The organism is Lewinella sp. 4G2 (assembly GCF_001625015.1).
Taxonomy (GTDB): Bacteria; Bacteroidota; Bacteroidia; order Chitinophagales; family Saprospiraceae; genus Neolewinella.
On sequence record NZ_LVWJ02000011.1, the window covers coordinates 232609 to 247986 of the forward strand.

12 protein-coding genes and 1 other RNA gene are annotated in these 15378 nt (G+C 55.9%); 3 read left to right on the top strand and 10 right to left on the bottom strand.

The window, feature by feature from the left end:
- Positions 1-36 precede the first annotated feature (36 nt).
- Positions 37-5022, top strand: coding sequence for a C25 family cysteine peptidase (locus A3850_RS01020; protein ID WP_068213066.1), 4986 nt, complete (start codon positions 37-39; stop codon positions 5020-5022).
- A 39-nt stretch (positions 5023-5061) separates the two neighbouring features.
- On the opposite strand, the gene A3850_RS01025 is transcribed toward A3850_RS01020, so the two are convergent.
- Entirely contained in the window at positions 5062-6039 is a 978-nt protein-coding gene (locus tag A3850_RS01025) for a sulfotransferase domain-containing protein (protein ID WP_068213069.1), read from the bottom strand.
- A 70-nt stretch (positions 6040-6109) separates the two neighbouring features.
- Here A3850_RS01025 and A3850_RS01030 point away from each other — a divergent pair, with 70 nt between their 5' ends.
- Positions 6110-7024, top strand: coding sequence for a glycosyltransferase family 2 protein (locus A3850_RS01030; RefSeq protein WP_197493960.1), 915 nt, complete (start codon positions 6110-6112; stop codon positions 7022-7024).
- Here the strand turns inward: A3850_RS01030 and A3850_RS01035 are convergent.
- The 6 genes from A3850_RS01035 to A3850_RS01060 form a co-directional block, all read right to left on the bottom strand.
- Positions 7012-7947 carry a glycosyltransferase gene (locus tag A3850_RS01035; protein WP_068213074.1) on the bottom strand — a complete coding sequence of 312 codons (936 nt, stop codon included), beginning with the start codon at positions 7945-7947 and terminating at the stop codon, positions 7012-7014. The two genes, A3850_RS01030 and A3850_RS01035, sit on opposite strands and share 13 nt — an antisense overlap.
- Positions 7944-8996 carry a sulfotransferase gene (locus A3850_RS01040; protein WP_068213076.1) on the bottom strand — a complete coding sequence of 351 codons (1053 nt, stop codon included), beginning with the start codon at positions 8994-8996 and terminating at the stop codon, positions 7944-7946. The genes A3850_RS01035 and A3850_RS01040 overlap by 4 nt, the downstream gene beginning before the upstream one ends.
- 35 nt (positions 8997-9031) lie before the next feature.
- Positions 9032-9430, bottom strand: a complete 399-nt coding sequence (locus tag A3850_RS01045; RefSeq protein WP_068213411.1) for a DoxX family protein — start codon at positions 9428-9430, stop codon at positions 9032-9034.
- A gap of 49 nt (positions 9431-9479) precedes the next feature.
- Positions 9480-9574, bottom strand: an RNA gene (gene ffs, locus A3850_RS01050) — signal recognition particle sRNA small type.
- 173 nt (positions 9575-9747) lie between these two features.
- Positions 9748-10473 (bottom strand): gluconate 2-dehydrogenase subunit 3 family protein, encoded by a 726-nt coding sequence (locus A3850_RS01055; protein ID WP_068213078.1) that lies wholly within the window; start codon positions 10471-10473, stop codon positions 9748-9750.
- 1 nt (position 10474) lies between these two features.
- Positions 10475-12196 (bottom strand): GMC family oxidoreductase, encoded by a 1722-nt coding sequence (locus tag A3850_RS01060; protein WP_068213081.1) that lies wholly within the window; start codon positions 12194-12196, stop codon positions 10475-10477.
- Positions 12197-12370: 174 nt separating this feature from the next.
- Here A3850_RS01060 and A3850_RS01065 point away from each other — a divergent pair, with 174 nt between their 5' ends.
- Complete coding sequence (locus A3850_RS01065; protein ID WP_068213083.1) at positions 12371-12835, top strand: energy transducer TonB; 465 nt, start codon at positions 12371-12373, stop codon at positions 12833-12835.
- A gap of 24 nt (positions 12836-12859) precedes the next feature.
- On the opposite strand, the gene A3850_RS01070 is transcribed toward A3850_RS01065, so the two are convergent.
- The 3 genes from A3850_RS01070 to A3850_RS01080 all read right to left on the bottom strand — a co-directional run bounded on the left by A3850_RS01070 (position 12860) and on the right by A3850_RS01080 (position 15329).
- Entirely contained in the window at positions 12860-13588 is a 729-nt protein-coding gene (locus A3850_RS01070) for a pyridoxine 5'-phosphate synthase (RefSeq protein ID WP_068213086.1), read from the bottom strand.
- Positions 13589-13710: 122 nt separating this feature from the next.
- Positions 13711-14520, bottom strand: coding sequence for a serine O-acetyltransferase EpsC (epsC, locus tag A3850_RS01075; protein ID WP_068213089.1), 810 nt, complete (start codon positions 14518-14520; stop codon positions 13711-13713).
- 299 nt (positions 14521-14819) lie between these two features.
- Positions 14820-15329, bottom strand: coding sequence for an RNA polymerase sigma factor (locus A3850_RS01080; RefSeq protein WP_068213092.1), 510 nt, complete (start codon positions 15327-15329; stop codon positions 14820-14822).
- Positions 15330-15378: the final 49 nt, after the last annotated feature.

A 15378-nucleotide genomic window follows, 5' to 3' on the forward strand; every position in this document is an offset into this window, starting at 1 on the left:
TAACTTCGTGAATACCCCATCGCGATCGTTCTCCCTATGCTACGCACCGTCCTTTTTGTTTCCGCCCTCTTGTTTTCCTTCCTCGCTTCCGCCCAGATGACGCTGGCGGACGGCGCAGTGCGCTATGGCCACGAGTGGATCGATTACGACGCGACCTATCTGCGGGTAAGCGTCGCCGAGGATGGCGTTTACCGCCTGAGCCCGGAGGATTTGCGCGCGGCCGGATTCGACTTCGCAGCGGTGGGCAATACCGACTGGAAATTGGAGCACGACGGTGCCGTCGTCCCGGTCCTGGTTGATCGGGATGGTCTACTGTTTTATGGGGAGAAGAACCGCGGAGAGCTCGACCGCTTCCTGTTCCGGGACGCCGAAAACATGCAGCTTAACGGTCGCCACAGCATGCATAACGATACGGCGGTTTACTACCTCAGCACGGGGAAGGATGGCCTTTTTTATTCCGACTACGCGCCGACCGGTTCCGCCACGCCACTCAACCAAATCACGCGGGAGGCCGAGGTAGTTTTTGGGGATCACCACTCCAAGCTCTTCACGCGTACCAGTGACGGCACGAGCCTTTACTACTCTCACTACGAATTGGCGGAAGGCTTTGGCTTGCGGTCCAATAACGATTTACTTTCCACCAACAATCAGAATCAGACGGTCTTCGATATTCCACTCCCCGGCTCGCTGGGTGGGGCGGCTACGCTAGAGATGCGCTTTGGTCTGGCGTTCGACGAGCACCGGCAGGCGGTGTCCGTAGACGGGCAGTTGCTGACGACCGTCACGGGTAACCGTTGGAGTGTGGAACAGATAGGTCTTCCGTTTACGGCGGGCGCTGACGAGGCGTCCGTATTGCTGGAAGGCTCGGCTTCTGACCGTGACAAGGCCAACGTCGCCTGGGCGCGCGTCACTTACCCGGCGGAATTATCCGGAACCGATCTGGCCCATTTCCTGGCACCTGCGTCCGCGCAAAATCAGTCACTCACGCTGCGCAATTTGGGCGCTGGCGCGGGTGCGATGTACGTACTGGACGCGGACCGGATGGTGAGCATCAGTGGTACCCCCGACGGTGATGGAACGAACTTCGAACTACCGGGCCGCCCGAACGGAGCGAAGTACCATCTCGTAACGGGGAATACGGCCCTACGACCTGCCGGTATCACCGCCATGAATTTCAGCCCCCTGGTGGCTGACAACTCCAGTGTCGACTACTTACTCGTTACCTCCGAACGACTCGCAGGTGCCGAGTTGGATGCGATGGCCAACTACCGGCGCAGCCCCGCCGGCGGTGGCTACAACGTTCAAGTCGTGACAGTGGAGGAGTTGTACGAACAGTTCAGCTACGGCGTGCGTCGCCATCCCCTCGCCATCCGCAATTTCGTAGCTGCCGTAGGGGAAGCGAGCCCTACCCTTCGCTACCTCTTCCTGGTCGGCAAAGGGCGGGAATTCAATGCGTTGCGTACCGCCGACCAACTCGCTGCGGCGCGAGAAACTTTCTTCCTGCCCTCCTTCGGACTCCCCGCTTCGGATAATCTGCTAACGGCACCGGTAGATGGTGTTACCCCCGCCGTTGCGACCGGCAGATTGGCGGCGATCAACCGGCAAGAATTAAGTATTTACCTCACCAAACTGCGCGATGTGGAATCGCAGGTTAACCTCGGTGGCCAGACCCTGGAGGACCGCGACTGGATGAAACAGTTCATACACCTCGGTGGCGGTGGCGTAATTGGAGAACAGAATAGTATCCGCACCCGCCTGGGCATTTTAGAACGCACGATCGAAAATTCAGACCTGGGTGGCAACGTGACCGGTTTTTTCAAAACGAGCACGGACGTGCTGGAAACCAGCCAGCAAGACGCCATCTTCAACCGGATCAATGCCGGCGCTGGAGTGATCACCTTCTACGGTCACTCCTCTACTTCTGGATTCGACTTTAGCATCGATGACCCGGCGAACTACAATAATAAGGGGCGCTACCCTTACATGCTGAGCCTTGGCTGCTACAGTGGGGACGCCTTCGGGCAAGCGCGGTCCATCAGTGAGAAATTTATCTTCTTACCCAACAAGGGTGCTATTACTTTCGCGGCGTCCAAAGGAATTGGGTACATCTCCGCACTCGGCACCTGGGCTAATAATCTGTATGACCTGACCGGTAACGAACTCTACGGACAGGGCGTGGGCGACGTGATGAAAGCCAATATCGCGCACTTTGCCGAGACGAATAACTTCACCGTTCGCCTCCTCACCGAGCAGTTTGCGCTGAGTGGGGACCCCGCCTATCGCATCCACCCCCGCCCGGGTCCGGACGTAGTGGTGGACGCACGTAGCGTGCAATTTATGCCGGACGTCGTTCCGGCCCAGAACCCAACCTTTGAGGTTTCATTCCGGGTGGTCAACATTGGCTCGGAGGGCGGCCGGGACAGCATCACTGTCCGCTTTAATCAGGAATTACCAAATCGCGAAATCCGTACCGTTGGAACGCTGCGGATGCTGACACCCCGTTACGACGAAGAGGTAACGGTGACGTTGCCCAACGTGGGTTTAGAAGCCGTAGGGCAGAACCGCTTCTTCATCAGTCTCGATAGCGAGTTCGACCTGGCGGAAGCCCCCGCCCCAGCCGCGGAAAACAATAACAATCTGGTTTCGGGTGGTCGTGACGGCATCCCGCTGACCTTCATTGCGAATACCGCAAAAGTGGCCTTCCCGCCACAATTTGCCGTCGTTACCGGCGATGTTGAGTTGGTCTCCAGCACCACCGATGCCCTGGCGGAAGAGCGGGAATACCTGCTGCAGGTGAGTAGATCAAAAGACTTTTCCGACCTCCTCGTTGATGATCGCATTACGAGTCCCGGCGGGGTAATCCGCCAACCGCTCAGTCTGTCGATGACGGATAGCACCACCTATTTCTGGCGGATCAGCCCCGACAGTATTTTCACGGAGGGCGCCGGGTACATCTGGAGCGAAAGTTCCTTCACCTGGCTGGCGGGTGATCCCACATCTAAACCCTACTGGGCGCAGCAGCACCCGGGGCAGTTGATTGAGGGGAAATTTGAGAATATTAAGGCGGACGCGAGTTCTCGGGAGTGGGGTTTTGCGCGAAATGCGACGGACATCCGGGTTTTCAATGGCATCTACGAGGACCGGTTTTTCCCCCGGTTCATGCGTAATCAGCAGCGCCTGGCCTCTCCCTTCAGATGGGAAGAACGCTCCGGCATCTCCGTCCTGGTGATGGATAGCCTGAATAATAAATGGAGCACCAATCCTGGCGCCGGCGAATACAATACCCGTGCCCGGGTGGCGGATACCTGGAACTTCAATACCCGCACGGAAGCCGGTCGTGCGGGCCTGATCGACTTCATCCAAAACGGTATCCCGGAAGGAAAGTACGTCTTCGTCTGGAGCCTGCAGCGTGGCAACACCCTCAATTACTACAATGATGGATGGGTGGACGACGAGGCAACGCTCGGTACGACCATCTTCGACGTCCTGGAAGCAGAAGGCGCCCTGGAGATCAAACGGCTGACCACCGTCGGCTCGGTGCCCTACGCGCTCGCCTTTCAGAAAGGATTGGGCCTGATGGGTGAGGTGATGGCCGAGGAGATCACCGACGAAATTGAGTTACGGGTGACCGTCTTCGCGAATTGGGACGAAGGCGTCTGGTCGTCAGCCACCGCCGGGCCGGCAAAGGAATGGCGCTCAGCTAACCTTGACCTTCACGCGGCCGGTCTCGAACCAGCCGATAGCGCGGTAGTTTCCGTCATTGGGGAGGACGCCACTGGTAACCTGACGCCACTAAAGACCATACCCCACCTTTTCCTGGATAATGGACAGTTAGATATCGACCTCAGCGACATTGACGCCCGGACTTACCCCCGGCTTAATTTTGACGTGAAATTACTGGACGAAGAGAACCGGACCGTGCCCTCGGTCAACACCTTCTACCTGGATTACGCGGGCGTGGGCGACGTCGCGGTAGCTCCGAAGGCTACGTTCGTGACGCCCGATTCCCTTGAACGCGGCCAGCCGGCACTAGTGAGCGTCGGTTACGAGAATGTATCCGACGTAGCGATGGACAGCCTGTTGGTTTCACTTCGGCTGATTGACGCGCAGAACAATGTAACCACTACGGTGAAACGCCAGCCTCCCCTGGCTGGGATGGCAAGCGGACGGGTCGATTTCAACGTCCCAACGGAAGCCATCACTTCCAACGTACGCTACGAGGTGGTAGTCAACCCGGAGCGGGACCAGCCGGAAGATATTCTCTTTAACAACGTGCTGAATTCCGGCTTCAAAATTGGTCGCGACGCGGTTGCCCCCGTCCTGACCGTCCTTTTCGACGGCCAACGGATTAACGACGGCGCTCTCGTGAGTGGGTTGCCCGAGATCCGCATTCAGTTGCGGGATGATAATCGATTCCTCCGCCTGAACGATACGGCGGCGTATCAGATTCGACTTACTTCTCCCGACGGGAGCCGGGAAACCATTGCGCTGAGTGACAGCCGGGTGGAGTTCCTCCCCTCCTCCGATGAAGAGAACGAAGCGGAGATCTTCTTCCGCCCCGAACTACTGCAGGATGGCGAATACGAACTGGAAGTCAACGGCCGCGACCGCAGCGATAATAGCTCGGGGAAACTGAACTACCGGCGGACCTTTGAGGTCATCAACGAGATGCGTATCGGAAACGTACTGGCCTACCCGAACCCATTCACCACCCAGACCCGCTTCGTGTATACCCTTACCGGAAATGACTTGCCGAGCACCTTCCGAATTCAGATTATGACCGTAAGTGGGCGAGTTGTTCGGGACATCGATCTGTTGGCCACCGAGACCCTCAAGGTCGGCACCCACCGCACGGATTTTGCCTGGGATGGCACGGACGAATACGGTGATCTACTGGCTAATGGCGTATACCTGTACCGGGTCATTAGCGGTGACACCTCCGGTGGAATGCTCAAGAAGCAGGATACGAATACGGACCAGTACTTTGAACGCGGCCTGGGGAAGGTCGTCATTCTACGCTAGTGGTTTGAGGGTTTGCCTCAGCTGATTTGACTTTCGAGATCAGAAACGATCAACGTCGTAGCCCAGCTTCTTTAGGTCCCTATCGATTAACTTCTCCAGTACTTGGTTAGAGTGGCCATACCGGCCCTCACAGTATATCTCTACCTTATTTCTGAGTGCTTCCAGAAGACGTTTATTCAAGGAATCAGGTATTAATTTGGATATGCAGCCGATAGTCCATTTTCCCAGCCGGCGGGTCAGGCGATTACTGAGAGGAGAGTAACTGTTCAGCGAACTTGAATGGTTGAGCCAGTTTAGCCACCGGAAATGGTAGGCAGTGTAGTGATTTGCCTTGGCATTAATTTTGGCCGTTAGGTCAAGCTGGTCCTTGGCAATGGGAAACCCGATGAAGGAAGACAGGTCGTTCAAAAAACCCTCCTTGTTATCCCTGAAGTCCTCGTAAGTGAGGACTAGTACTTTTTCTGCGCCGAATCGTTCCTGGTAATCCGTAACCAGGAGATGATACTTTAAGCGTTCTGGGTTGAAACCCGACCGTTCTCCATCGTCGGTAAACCGCAGGTATTTGGTAAGGCTGTGCGTACCACCCGCGGTCAAGTATTCAAAGTAGTTGGAGAGGATCCAATCTTGTTGCCTACGAATGACGATCAGTACCTGAGCATTTGGGAATGCCCGGTGTAAGCGGCGGGCGATTGAACGCGTATCCTCACCTCCGGAATTGGGCCCTCCGCTAAGGCGTTCCCAGGATAATAATTCTACCGGGTACAGTACTGGATTGGACCTTTCGATCTCACCATAATGCCTTGTGATCTCTTCCGTGTTATCATCGTAGGGGCTGAGTACATAACCTTCATCGTTCAGGATGAAATTCCAGGCGAGCGTGCTGGAGCCGCGCGGGTTCTTGGAGAGCGGAGCAAATGGGGCCCGCCCCCGAATAAATAGCTGTTGTTGTAACCAAGAGCTACCCGTCTTGTGATACCCGATGTGGATCAGCGTTCTGGGACTCCTGGATAATTTCATAGTTTTGGAAAGTTATTGCAACGCCTATTCGAGTAAGCCCGCAGTAAAGACAACGCAAGTTAGCAAAGCAATGACGCACGATATATCTAGGGTTACCGTAGCCGTCTGCACTTACCGTCGTCCTGAATTTTTAGCTAAATGCCTGGCCTCAATGAAGCATCAGTGCGATGCGGCGGGCCACGTATTGCTTGTCGTCGATAATGCCAATGACCCCGCGACCAGGGCCGTAGCGGAGCAGTTTGCCCGTGAGTACGTAATTGAAGAGCGGACGGGCCTCAGCCACGCACGCAACCGAGCGCTGGATGAAGTCCAGACGGAGTGGATCCTGTACTTTGATGATGATGGCATCGCCCACCCAGATCTGTTAGCAAATTTGAGCGACGCCATCACCTGCCACCCCGAAGCAGTTGCCATTGGGGGTTGGTTTGATCACATCCTACCCGATTCCACACCGGACTGGGTGAAGCACTACTACCGAACACCCCTCAAACCTTCACCGGCGGGGTCGTTCACCAAACTTGCGGAAGGGGAGTACCTATTTGGTGGCATCATGGCGTTTCGGGTATCCGCCCTACGGGCAGTCGGTGGCTTTGATCCGGCGCTCGGGATGTCCGGGAGGAAAGTGGGATACGGAGAAGACGATGGCATCCAGGACCAGCTACGCAAGGCTGGTTACGACATCCACTACGAGCCCAAAATGGGGATGGACCATCATGTTCAACAACATAAGCAAACGATAGAAGACCGGATAAACATGGCAAGGGCCCACGGTTATTCATCCGGCTACCTGATGGAAAGTAGAAAAAGCCTGTTCTGGCTCCTCAGGATGTACGTAAGAATTGCCTGTTTTACCTTACCCTACGATCTGGCGAGAATAGTTTTCCGCCCCAACTTTAAATGGCAGAACGCGATAGTCTCGGTTGCCTCCAAATTAGCCCACGCATTCGGCGTTTACCGTGGGAGCAATCGGGATCAGCGAAAATGATTCCGGAAAAAAGAGCGTAGTCGCTCGATCCTATCGAAGCCCATTATTTTATAAGCTTTAAAATAGCCTGGCATTAACGCTGGGTCCAGCAAACTATGGTCAATTCCGTTCGGGAAGTACTTCTGGAAGGCGGCACGCCCCGCCAAATCGTCAAACGTATAGACTCTTCTCACACCCCGCAATGTTGCGGAATAAAAGAAAGCCTTGTTTGCAGTAAAATAATCTGGCCGGTGAAGGGCTAGCCAATCCACTGCGTTTACCTTTCGGTCCAACTCCTCGATTGCAAGTGGTAGGGGTCTTTCCTGGCTTAGGCTGTCTCCTTCGTCAAGATGGTATACGGAACCGGCGATCGGGTCGTGCACCCAACCTACCTCAGCTTGCAATAATTTGAGGTAGAGATCCATGTCTTCACCGTTGACCAGGGATTCACTAAAGTTGCCCACCGCGGAAAGGGCGGACTTTCGGTACAAATTGGAATTGGTATTTCCCAAACCACCGTTGAAAACAAATCCTTTCCAGGGGTCAGCCGCCAGTGGTGCCGCGGGGTGGGTCCGCCCACGCTCTATTGTCGCCCACTGCCCGATGACCCAATCCACGTCGTCATTGATTAGCCCGAACTGCCGCTCGATCTTTCCCGCCAACAGCTCATCATCCGCATCCAGAAATTGGATCCACTCGAACTCGGCCAAGTCCAGACCAGCATTGCGGGCGGCGGAGCTTCCCTGGCGTGCTTCGGGAACCAGCCAGACAAATTCGGGGTAACGGTCTACGTAGGCAGCCGCCACTACGGCCGATCCATCCGTGGAGTTGTTGTCCACGATCAGGATCTCCCCGACAGCCTCTCCCTGCAGCAGACAGGAGTCGACTGCCCGCGCCAACGTGGCTTCGGCGTTGTAAACCGGGATGATGACGGAACACTTCATACCGATTGTGGCTTGAACAAAGCGTTTCGTGCAGGAAGTGGATCTTCCGGGGAGTAGACCTCGATCCTAAAATACTGAAACACTTCCTCGATCCGAGCGCGATCCGAATCGGACACTTCGTGGAAGTGCTTCCTCAGTTGCTGCTGCGGATCCCGTAATAAATCACCCCGGTGGTCCGTGGCACTCGGCTTGCGGATGTCGGTGCTTTTGAGTCGAGACTGGGTATTTTCGCATAGATCCCATTCCTCAAGTATCCGGCCCAGTTCTTCTTCAGGGCGCAGTAACAGGTCCTCGTAAAATACGGGGATTACCCGGCCGGCCAACGATGCATCCCGCAGAACCGAGTGGTTCCGCATACACCAGATCGCCGTCCAGAACGACAGTAGGGAATGCCCGGATTGTAGGAATTCCCGATGCTCATGGTAAGCACCATTATAAGGTGTCAGTGGCGGTGGCGACCAATCCGCGGGGTCCTTCGTCGGGCGAAACGACCGCAAATAACTCACCGTAGCCGCCACCGGATGCCGCAACAACAGAATCGGTTTGTACTTCGGCTCAAATTGCTCCAGGTAAAAAGCCAGCAGCTGATTAGCCCGCACCATTTTCGTCAGGACGAATTCCGGGCGCAGCAACTGCCCCGGGCGCACGTAACTCATCGTCCAGGGAGAACGCCGTTGCAGGGTTAAGGCTTCCTGGATGATCCGGGCGGAATTGGCATCATCCGCACCAGCCGCAATCGCCGGGTTCCAACCCCATTCTTTTAGCCCTACCCCATTATTGAAGTGGAAGGGCTCATAGTTAATTAACGTCCGGGGGATGGCCCGGTGGAGGGATTCCATCAGCCAATTACTACCGCTACGGGGAGGGCTGAAGATCGTCAGCGATTGATCCAGGGAGAAGGGGCGGGTATTGACCAAGTGGCCAACGAATGGAGCCAGCGCAGCGGTACGGGCCCGCGCGTAGCGCCCCTTTACCAAGCGATTCAAACGGTCGGGGAGGGACCTTCGGGGAGCAGTTTTGTTCCGGTCCGTGGGGGTTCCCTTCGCCATTTCTTGATCCTTAATTCCGCACCTGCGGCAGCGCCCTATTTGAAGGTCTTGACGAACCACTTGTGGTCCAGGCTATAACGGCCGGGGCCAGCGATGAAGATAACTGCAGCCGCGACGGCGTAATGAAGCGGGAAGGACATCTTGCCCCAGGGGTCGCCGGCGTGGGCGATGAAGGCCGCTACCAGCATGGTGATGATGTAGGGGATGGTAGACAGGCGCGTGAAAAAACCCGCCGCAATGAGGATACCACAAATGAATTCCCCGAAAGTGGCAAGGATCAGGCTGGTTGTGGTACCGACGCCAAGCGGGTCGGCGAAGGTGAAGTCGCCGGCAAATACTTTTTGCAGTTTTGGCAAACCGTGCGCAATGGCCATTTCGAGGCCAAACCATACGCGCAGGACGAGCAATCCCAGATCAATATTACCTTTCGTCATCGTTGAACAGCGTTCGGGTGGCGGGGCCGGTACGAGCCCACCGGGCATAAAAAAAAGGCAAGCATACCGAACGCTCAACCTTCTACCCTTGCTGCGTTTCCGCCCTGGGGGAGTTCAAAAGGAGCTGTTCGTATGCTGCCCGGGGCAAAGGTAGGCGCCGCCGGGGGACTATGAAAGCTTTTGTAAGTTTATTTAAAAGGCTCATTCCTTCGATCAAGTTTCTAGTTTCTAGTAGGTAGTAGGTAGTTCCGTAGTAGGCACTAGCCAACTAGAAACTAGAAACTGCCCACTAGGAACTGCCCACTAGAAACTAGCCGCTAAGAATTGTTAATCAAGTTCTTGTTCTCATCCCATTCTGCCATCTCCTCCCGGCGGTCTTGATTGACGTAGAGGGGTAGGTATTTGGGGTCGTAAGCTAAACCGTGTTTGTCGAGTACTTCCTGGGGTACGCCGTCCCAAACGTTGGGCATATTACCCTGGTAACCGAGGGATTTCATCATTCCCTCCCGGCTGGTAAAGTAGCAGACGACGGTCATATACCGTAAGTGGCCGAAGAATTCAGCGCCGGGCTCCATGGGGGTATCCTTGGCCTCTTCCGGGTAGGCGATATCGTCGACGATCTCGATCCGCTGCGCTTCGGTGATCTTGGCAAACGGGGCGCCGAAACGTTGTTTGCTCTCTGAGTTGAGCCACGCCAGGCCTCCGCGCAATTTGGTTTGGTGGGCATCGGGCTGGTCGAGGGCCATGAATTCGAGGAATTCCAGTAAGCCCGTGTCCGTCGCCTTCGGTTCTCCGGGTTCCCCCGGGGCGATGATGTCACCGAGGATACCAAGCGTTTCCAGTTCGGATTCGACGAAGAAATTCTCATTGGCGATCCGCTGGTCATGGGCGATCTCGTGGGGAAGACGCAGGCCGTAACCCTTGGCGGCCGGCTCGATGTTGGCCTCAATTTCTACGGGTGTCTCGCAGCTGGTCGTTTTGGCCACAACGGCGGCACCGAGGCCACCAGCGAGGAGTGTCTTGAGTGTTTTACGGCGATCCATCCTAGATATTGAGTTTTTTGCGTTCAGAAATGATGTGGTCGGCCGCTCTCCAGGCGAGGGCCATGATGGTCCAAGTCGGGTTCTTATCGGCCTGGGACGTGAAGACGCCGGCGTCGGCTACGTAGACGTTCGGGACTTCGTGAAGACGGCTGTTGCGGTCACAAACGCCCTGCTTCGGGTCGTCCATCATGCGCGTCGTACCGACTTCGTGAATGATGGCGCCGGGGGCCAGGAGACCGTGGTCGTTTTCGTAGCTCGGCACTTCGGGCTCAAAGAGCTCGCCGCCCATGGCGGTCAGGATCTCACGGATACTTTCCTGAGCGTGCTTGGCCTGCTTGCGCTCGTTATCCGTCCATTTATAGTGGAACTGCATGGTGGGGATGCCCCACTGATCCACCTTGCTCGGGTGGGTGGTGCAGTAGTTGTCGTACAGCGCCACGCTTTCGCCGCGGGCGGCGATGCCGACGGTCGCGCCGTACATAGCTTTGACTTCCTTAAGCATTGGGTTGCCGTAGCCGCCAACCTTGTGGCCCAGCATTTCCTGGATCTTGGTGAGGTTACCACCAAACCCGTAGCTCGGCATGCCCATGCCGCCGTAGATCTCGAGGTGGTAGCCGCGGGGGAAGTCGAGCTTCTTGCCCTTGCCCCACCAGGGTGCGTAGATGTGCATCCCCCCTACCCCATCTTCGTTGTACATCTCCCGATCCATGAGGGCAGGAATGAAGGCGGAGGTGCCACAACCGGTACTATCGTGGAGGTAGCGCCCGAGGGTACCGGAGCCGTTACCCAGGCCATTCGTCTGACCGGGGGCGGAGGAGTTCATCAGTAGGCGGGCGGTTTCCACGGCGCTAGCGGCGAGGACGATCACTTTGCCTTTGATCTCGTATTCCTGGCGGTCATCCTTAGAGATGTAGCTCACGGCGGTGGCCTTTCCGGTATCGTCGGTGATCACTTCGCGGGCCATGCAGTTGGTAAACAGGTCCACCTGGCCACGGCTCTTCATGGCGGGGAAGATGAGGCAACTGCCGGCACTGAAATCCGCGTAGACGGCGCAGGACCGCGCACATTGGTTACAGTAAAAACAAACGCCACGGTCCTTATTGATCTTCTTGGTCACCATCGAAAGGCGGCCGGGGATGATAGGTATTCCCACCTTCTTACCGGCTTCCGTAGCGTACAGCTCGTGGAGGCGTGGTTTGGGGGGTGGCAGAAAAAAGCTATCCGGATCGTTCGGCAAATTTTCGTTGGTGCCAAAAACGCCAATCAGCTTATCCACCTTATCGTAGTAGGGAGCGATATCGTCGTAAGAGATGGGCCAATTCTCGCCGAGACCGTCGAGGTCTTTGCGGTGAAAATCATCCGGCCCAAAGCGCAGACTAATGCGGCCCCAGTGGTTGGTTCGGCCGCCGAGCATGCGCGTCCGCCACCAGGCGAATTCGGTATCGCCGAGGGCTTCGTAGGGTTCGCCGGGGATCTCCCAGCCACTCAAGCCGGCGTGGAAATCGCCGAAGGAGCGCAACGTTCCGGCACCGCGGCGGGGGCTTTCCCAGGTACCGCGCAACTGGGTTTTCATGTCCTTATCGGCGGGGTCAAAATACGGGCCGGCTTCGATGATGGCGATGCTCAGGCCAGCTTCGGCGAGCACTTTGGCGGCCATTCCTCCACCGGCTCCGGAGCCGACGATCACCGCGTCGTACTCCTTACTACTTTCTTTAATCTGCACGAGTCAAACTTTAATTCTGAGCCAAGATAACACAATAGGTGCGAAAGCTTTTCTTGCTAAAACACCTCTACCAACACATTCTTGGGCGCTGACGCAGGTACCGGGAAATGGGCAAGCAAACAGGACGACTATTCCATGATTCGTCGTAATTTGAGAGCCATAAACCCACCCTGAATGTCCAAATCGAACCGTCCAACTCACGTCTCCAAACCAGTCTACCCGGGTGGTGTAAAAGCGATGCGGAAGTTCGTATCCGCCAACCTGAAGTACCCAAAGGAGGCCCTGAAGAACAAGGTGGAAGGAACGGTCACCATCCGCTACAGCCTCGATTACCGGGGCAAAGTGGTGGCGGCGAAAGTGAAGAGCGGCCTGGGCCACGGCTGCGACGCCGAAGCGATCCGCGTCGTCGAAATGCTACAGTTCAACGTTCCGCAGGCGAGCAAGAAAAAGGTGAGGATTCACCAGGACATCCAGATCCACTTCAAACTACCGAAAACCAAGACCATAAAGGGGAACATCAAGCCCACCCAACCTACGGCGGCGGCAACCGGGACAAAGGTCGTCTACACCACGGCCAAGAAGAGTTCCCAGCAAAAAGGGTCGACCTCCAACGGGTACAGCTATACCATTAATTGGTAGCCTGAGCGGTGAGGCGAGATTCAATCAAGCCGCGTCCGCCAAACACTTGAGGTAGCGCTTGATCGTTTCTTCCAGCCCCAGGTAAAGGGCATCCGTAACGAGAGCGTGGCCAATGCTGACCTCCATCAAACCGGGCATGTGGCTGGCGAAGAAAGTGAGATTATCCAGGTTAAGGTCGTGGCCCGCGTTGATCCCGATCCCGGTGGATTGTGCGTAGGTGCACGCCCGGGTGAAGTCCGCCACGGCAGCTTTTGGATCTTGCGCAAATTTGTTGGCGAAGGGGCCGGTGTAGAACTCGATCCGATCCGCACCGACTGCGAGAGCGCCGTCAATCATTTTTTCGTCCGGATCCACGAAAAGGGAAGTCCGGATGCCGGCCGCGGTGAAGGGCTCGAGGACTGACCTTAGAAAATCGGCCTCCCCTACCGTATCCCAACCGTGGTCGCTGGTGAGCTGGCCGGGCTTGTCGGGGACGAGCGTCACCTGATCGGGCCGGGCTTCCAGGACGACGTCTAGGAAGCGGCCTTCGGGGTAGCCTTCGATGTTAAGTTCGGTGGTCACCACTTCTTTCAGGTCAAATACATCCTGGTACCGCGCGTGCCGCTGGTCCGGCCGGGGGTGAATGGTGATGCCTTCGGCGCCGAAGCGTTCACAGTCCTGGGCGACCTTGACGAGGTTGGGATAGTCCGCCCCCCGGCTATTACGGATGAGGGCGACCTTATTCAGGTTAACGGAGAGACGAACGTTGGACATATTGTGGTGGGCAACTAAAAAAGGAAGAGAAAATGGGGATCGGCCGTCACCGGTGAACCCGTTGTTTGGACTGAACAAATACCAAAAGGTCATTGTGAGTTGAAGGAAATACCCGCAGTTTATTAGGTAGGGTCCTGCGGCTTAGCGTCCTGCAGGTTCTTGTAGTAGATCCGGCTGTTGGGTGGAACGCTGCGCACGATCCAGGTGTTACCGCCGATGATGGACCCAGCGCCAATTATGGTGTCACCGCCGAGGATGGTTGCTCCCGCGTAGATGACGACGTTATCCGCAATGGTGGGGTGGCGTTTCGTCTTGGCCATGTCCTTCCGAACACTCAGGGCACCGAGGGTCACGCCCTGGTAAACCTTCACGTCATCACCAATGATGACGGTTTCACCAAAGACGATTCCCGTACCGTGGTCGATACAGAACCTCCGGCCGATGGTAGCGCCCGGATGGATCTCGATCCCGGTCCGGCGGTGGGCGATCTCGCTGAGCATCCTGGGTACTAGTGGGACTCCCAACTGGCAGAGCGCGTGGGCTACCCGGTGGACGGCCAGCGCGTAAAAGCCGGGGTAGGTACTGATCACTTCGGTCAGGCTCCGAGCCGCTGGGTCTCCGGCCAGGATGGCGTTAGCATCTTCGTCCAGTGCTTCATAGATCGAGGGAAGGCGCTCTTCGAATTCGCTACGGATGGCTTCCGGTGTCCGGGTAAGTTGGCCATTGAGCGTATCCAGGATGGTGAATAGCTTGAGGTCGTTCGTCCGGTAGTGCAAACGCAACGCACGTTCGCTGGGGAAACGTACGGAACTGTAGGCGGGAAAGAGAAACTGGAGGAGGTCCGCCAACCATTCATCGATGAGCCCCGGCGAAGGGAGTTCGTCGGCGGATTGGTGGGCGGCGTAGCGGTCGGAGAAGAATTGGCTGTTCATGCCAGTTCAGTGTTTGGTGAGAAGGGGCCACGCTGGATAAAAAAAGGACCGGCAAAATGCCGGCCCTTCGATTACTGGATCATGGTTAACTTCAATAAACAACCATCAGGTCATACGATGGTTGGCTACAAATAATAAATAGTGCTGGGTTGGTTAATGTAATCTTCAATAGGTCGAACTCCGTGAATCAAAACATGAGAGAGACTGTGGTTAGGTAAGTCTTTCTTTAGTTCAGATTGAATGGTGGTTGTATAGACGTATTGTTTTCTTGGTTAGGCTGAGGGGGCTAAAGAGAGGTATTAGTTTTGGTAACGATCGCCAATCATGGCCTTCATTTTCTGGCGAGCCAGGAAGATGCGGCTCTTGACGGTTCCGATGGGAATATCAAGGTGAGCAGCGATCTCTTTGTACTCGTAACCTTGGTAGAACATCAGGAACGGAATGCGGTAGATCTCACCAACCTCACCCATAATCCGCTTCAGCTCGGCTAGGCGCATATCGTGCTCACCCTTATTAGGGATAGCAGAAGTGCTTTCGAGCGCGAACGTGAAGTTCTCAATTGGCTGGTTGACGTGCTTGCGGCTCTTCATCTTCCGGTAGCGGTTGATGTAAGTATTACGCATGATGGTGGATACCCAACTTTTGAAGTTGGTTCCCATGGCAAACTTCTCGCGGTGACGGTAAGCGCGCATGGCGGTCTCCTGCATTAGGTCTTGTGCATCTTGCTGGCTGCGTGTAAGGCGGAGTGCGAAGGAGAAAAGGAGATTTTCAAGCTTGGCAATCTCGGAAGTGAATTCTTGGTTAGTCATTATTCTAATTGAACTGTGTATAAGGTGATAATGCTCTATCAAAAGTCGT

Excerpts from the sequence above, each read along its gene's own strand:
- A3850_RS01020 (WP_068213066.1), top strand. The coding sequence starts at position 37 with ATGCTACGCACCGTCCTTTTTGTTTCCGCCCTCTTGTTTTCCTTCCTC.
- A3850_RS01025 (WP_068213069.1), bottom strand. The coding sequence starts at position 6,039 with ATGAAATTATCCAGGAGTCCCAGAACGCTGATCCACATCGGGTATCAC.
- A3850_RS01030 (WP_197493960.1), top strand. The coding sequence starts at position 6,110 with ATGACGCACGATATATCTAGGGTTACCGTAGCCGTCTGCACTTACCGT.
- A3850_RS01035 (WP_068213074.1), bottom strand. The coding sequence starts at position 7,947 with ATGAAGTGTTCCGTCATCATCCCGGTTTACAACGCCGAAGCCACGTTG.
- A3850_RS01040 (WP_068213076.1), bottom strand. The coding sequence starts at position 8,996 with ATGGCGAAGGGAACCCCCACGGACCGGAACAAAACTGCTCCCCGAAGG.
- A3850_RS01045 (WP_068213411.1), bottom strand. The coding sequence starts at position 9,430 with ATGACGAAAGGTAATATTGATCTGGGATTGCTCGTCCTGCGCGTATGG.
- A3850_RS01055 (WP_068213078.1), bottom strand. The coding sequence starts at position 10,473 with ATGGATCGCCGTAAAACACTCAAGACACTCCTCGCTGGTGGCCTCGGT.
- A3850_RS01065 (WP_068213083.1), top strand. The coding sequence starts at position 12,371 with ATGTCCAAATCGAACCGTCCAACTCACGTCTCCAAACCAGTCTACCCG.
- A3850_RS01070 (WP_068213086.1), bottom strand. The coding sequence starts at position 13,588 with ATGTCCAACGTTCGTCTCTCCGTTAACCTGAATAAGGTCGCCCTCATC.
- epsC (WP_068213089.1), bottom strand. The coding sequence starts at position 14,520 with ATGAACAGCCAATTCTTCTCCGACCGCTACGCCGCCCACCAATCCGCC.
- A3850_RS01080 (WP_068213092.1), bottom strand. The coding sequence starts at position 15,329 with ATGACTAACCAAGAATTCACTTCCGAGATTGCCAAGCTTGAAAATCTC.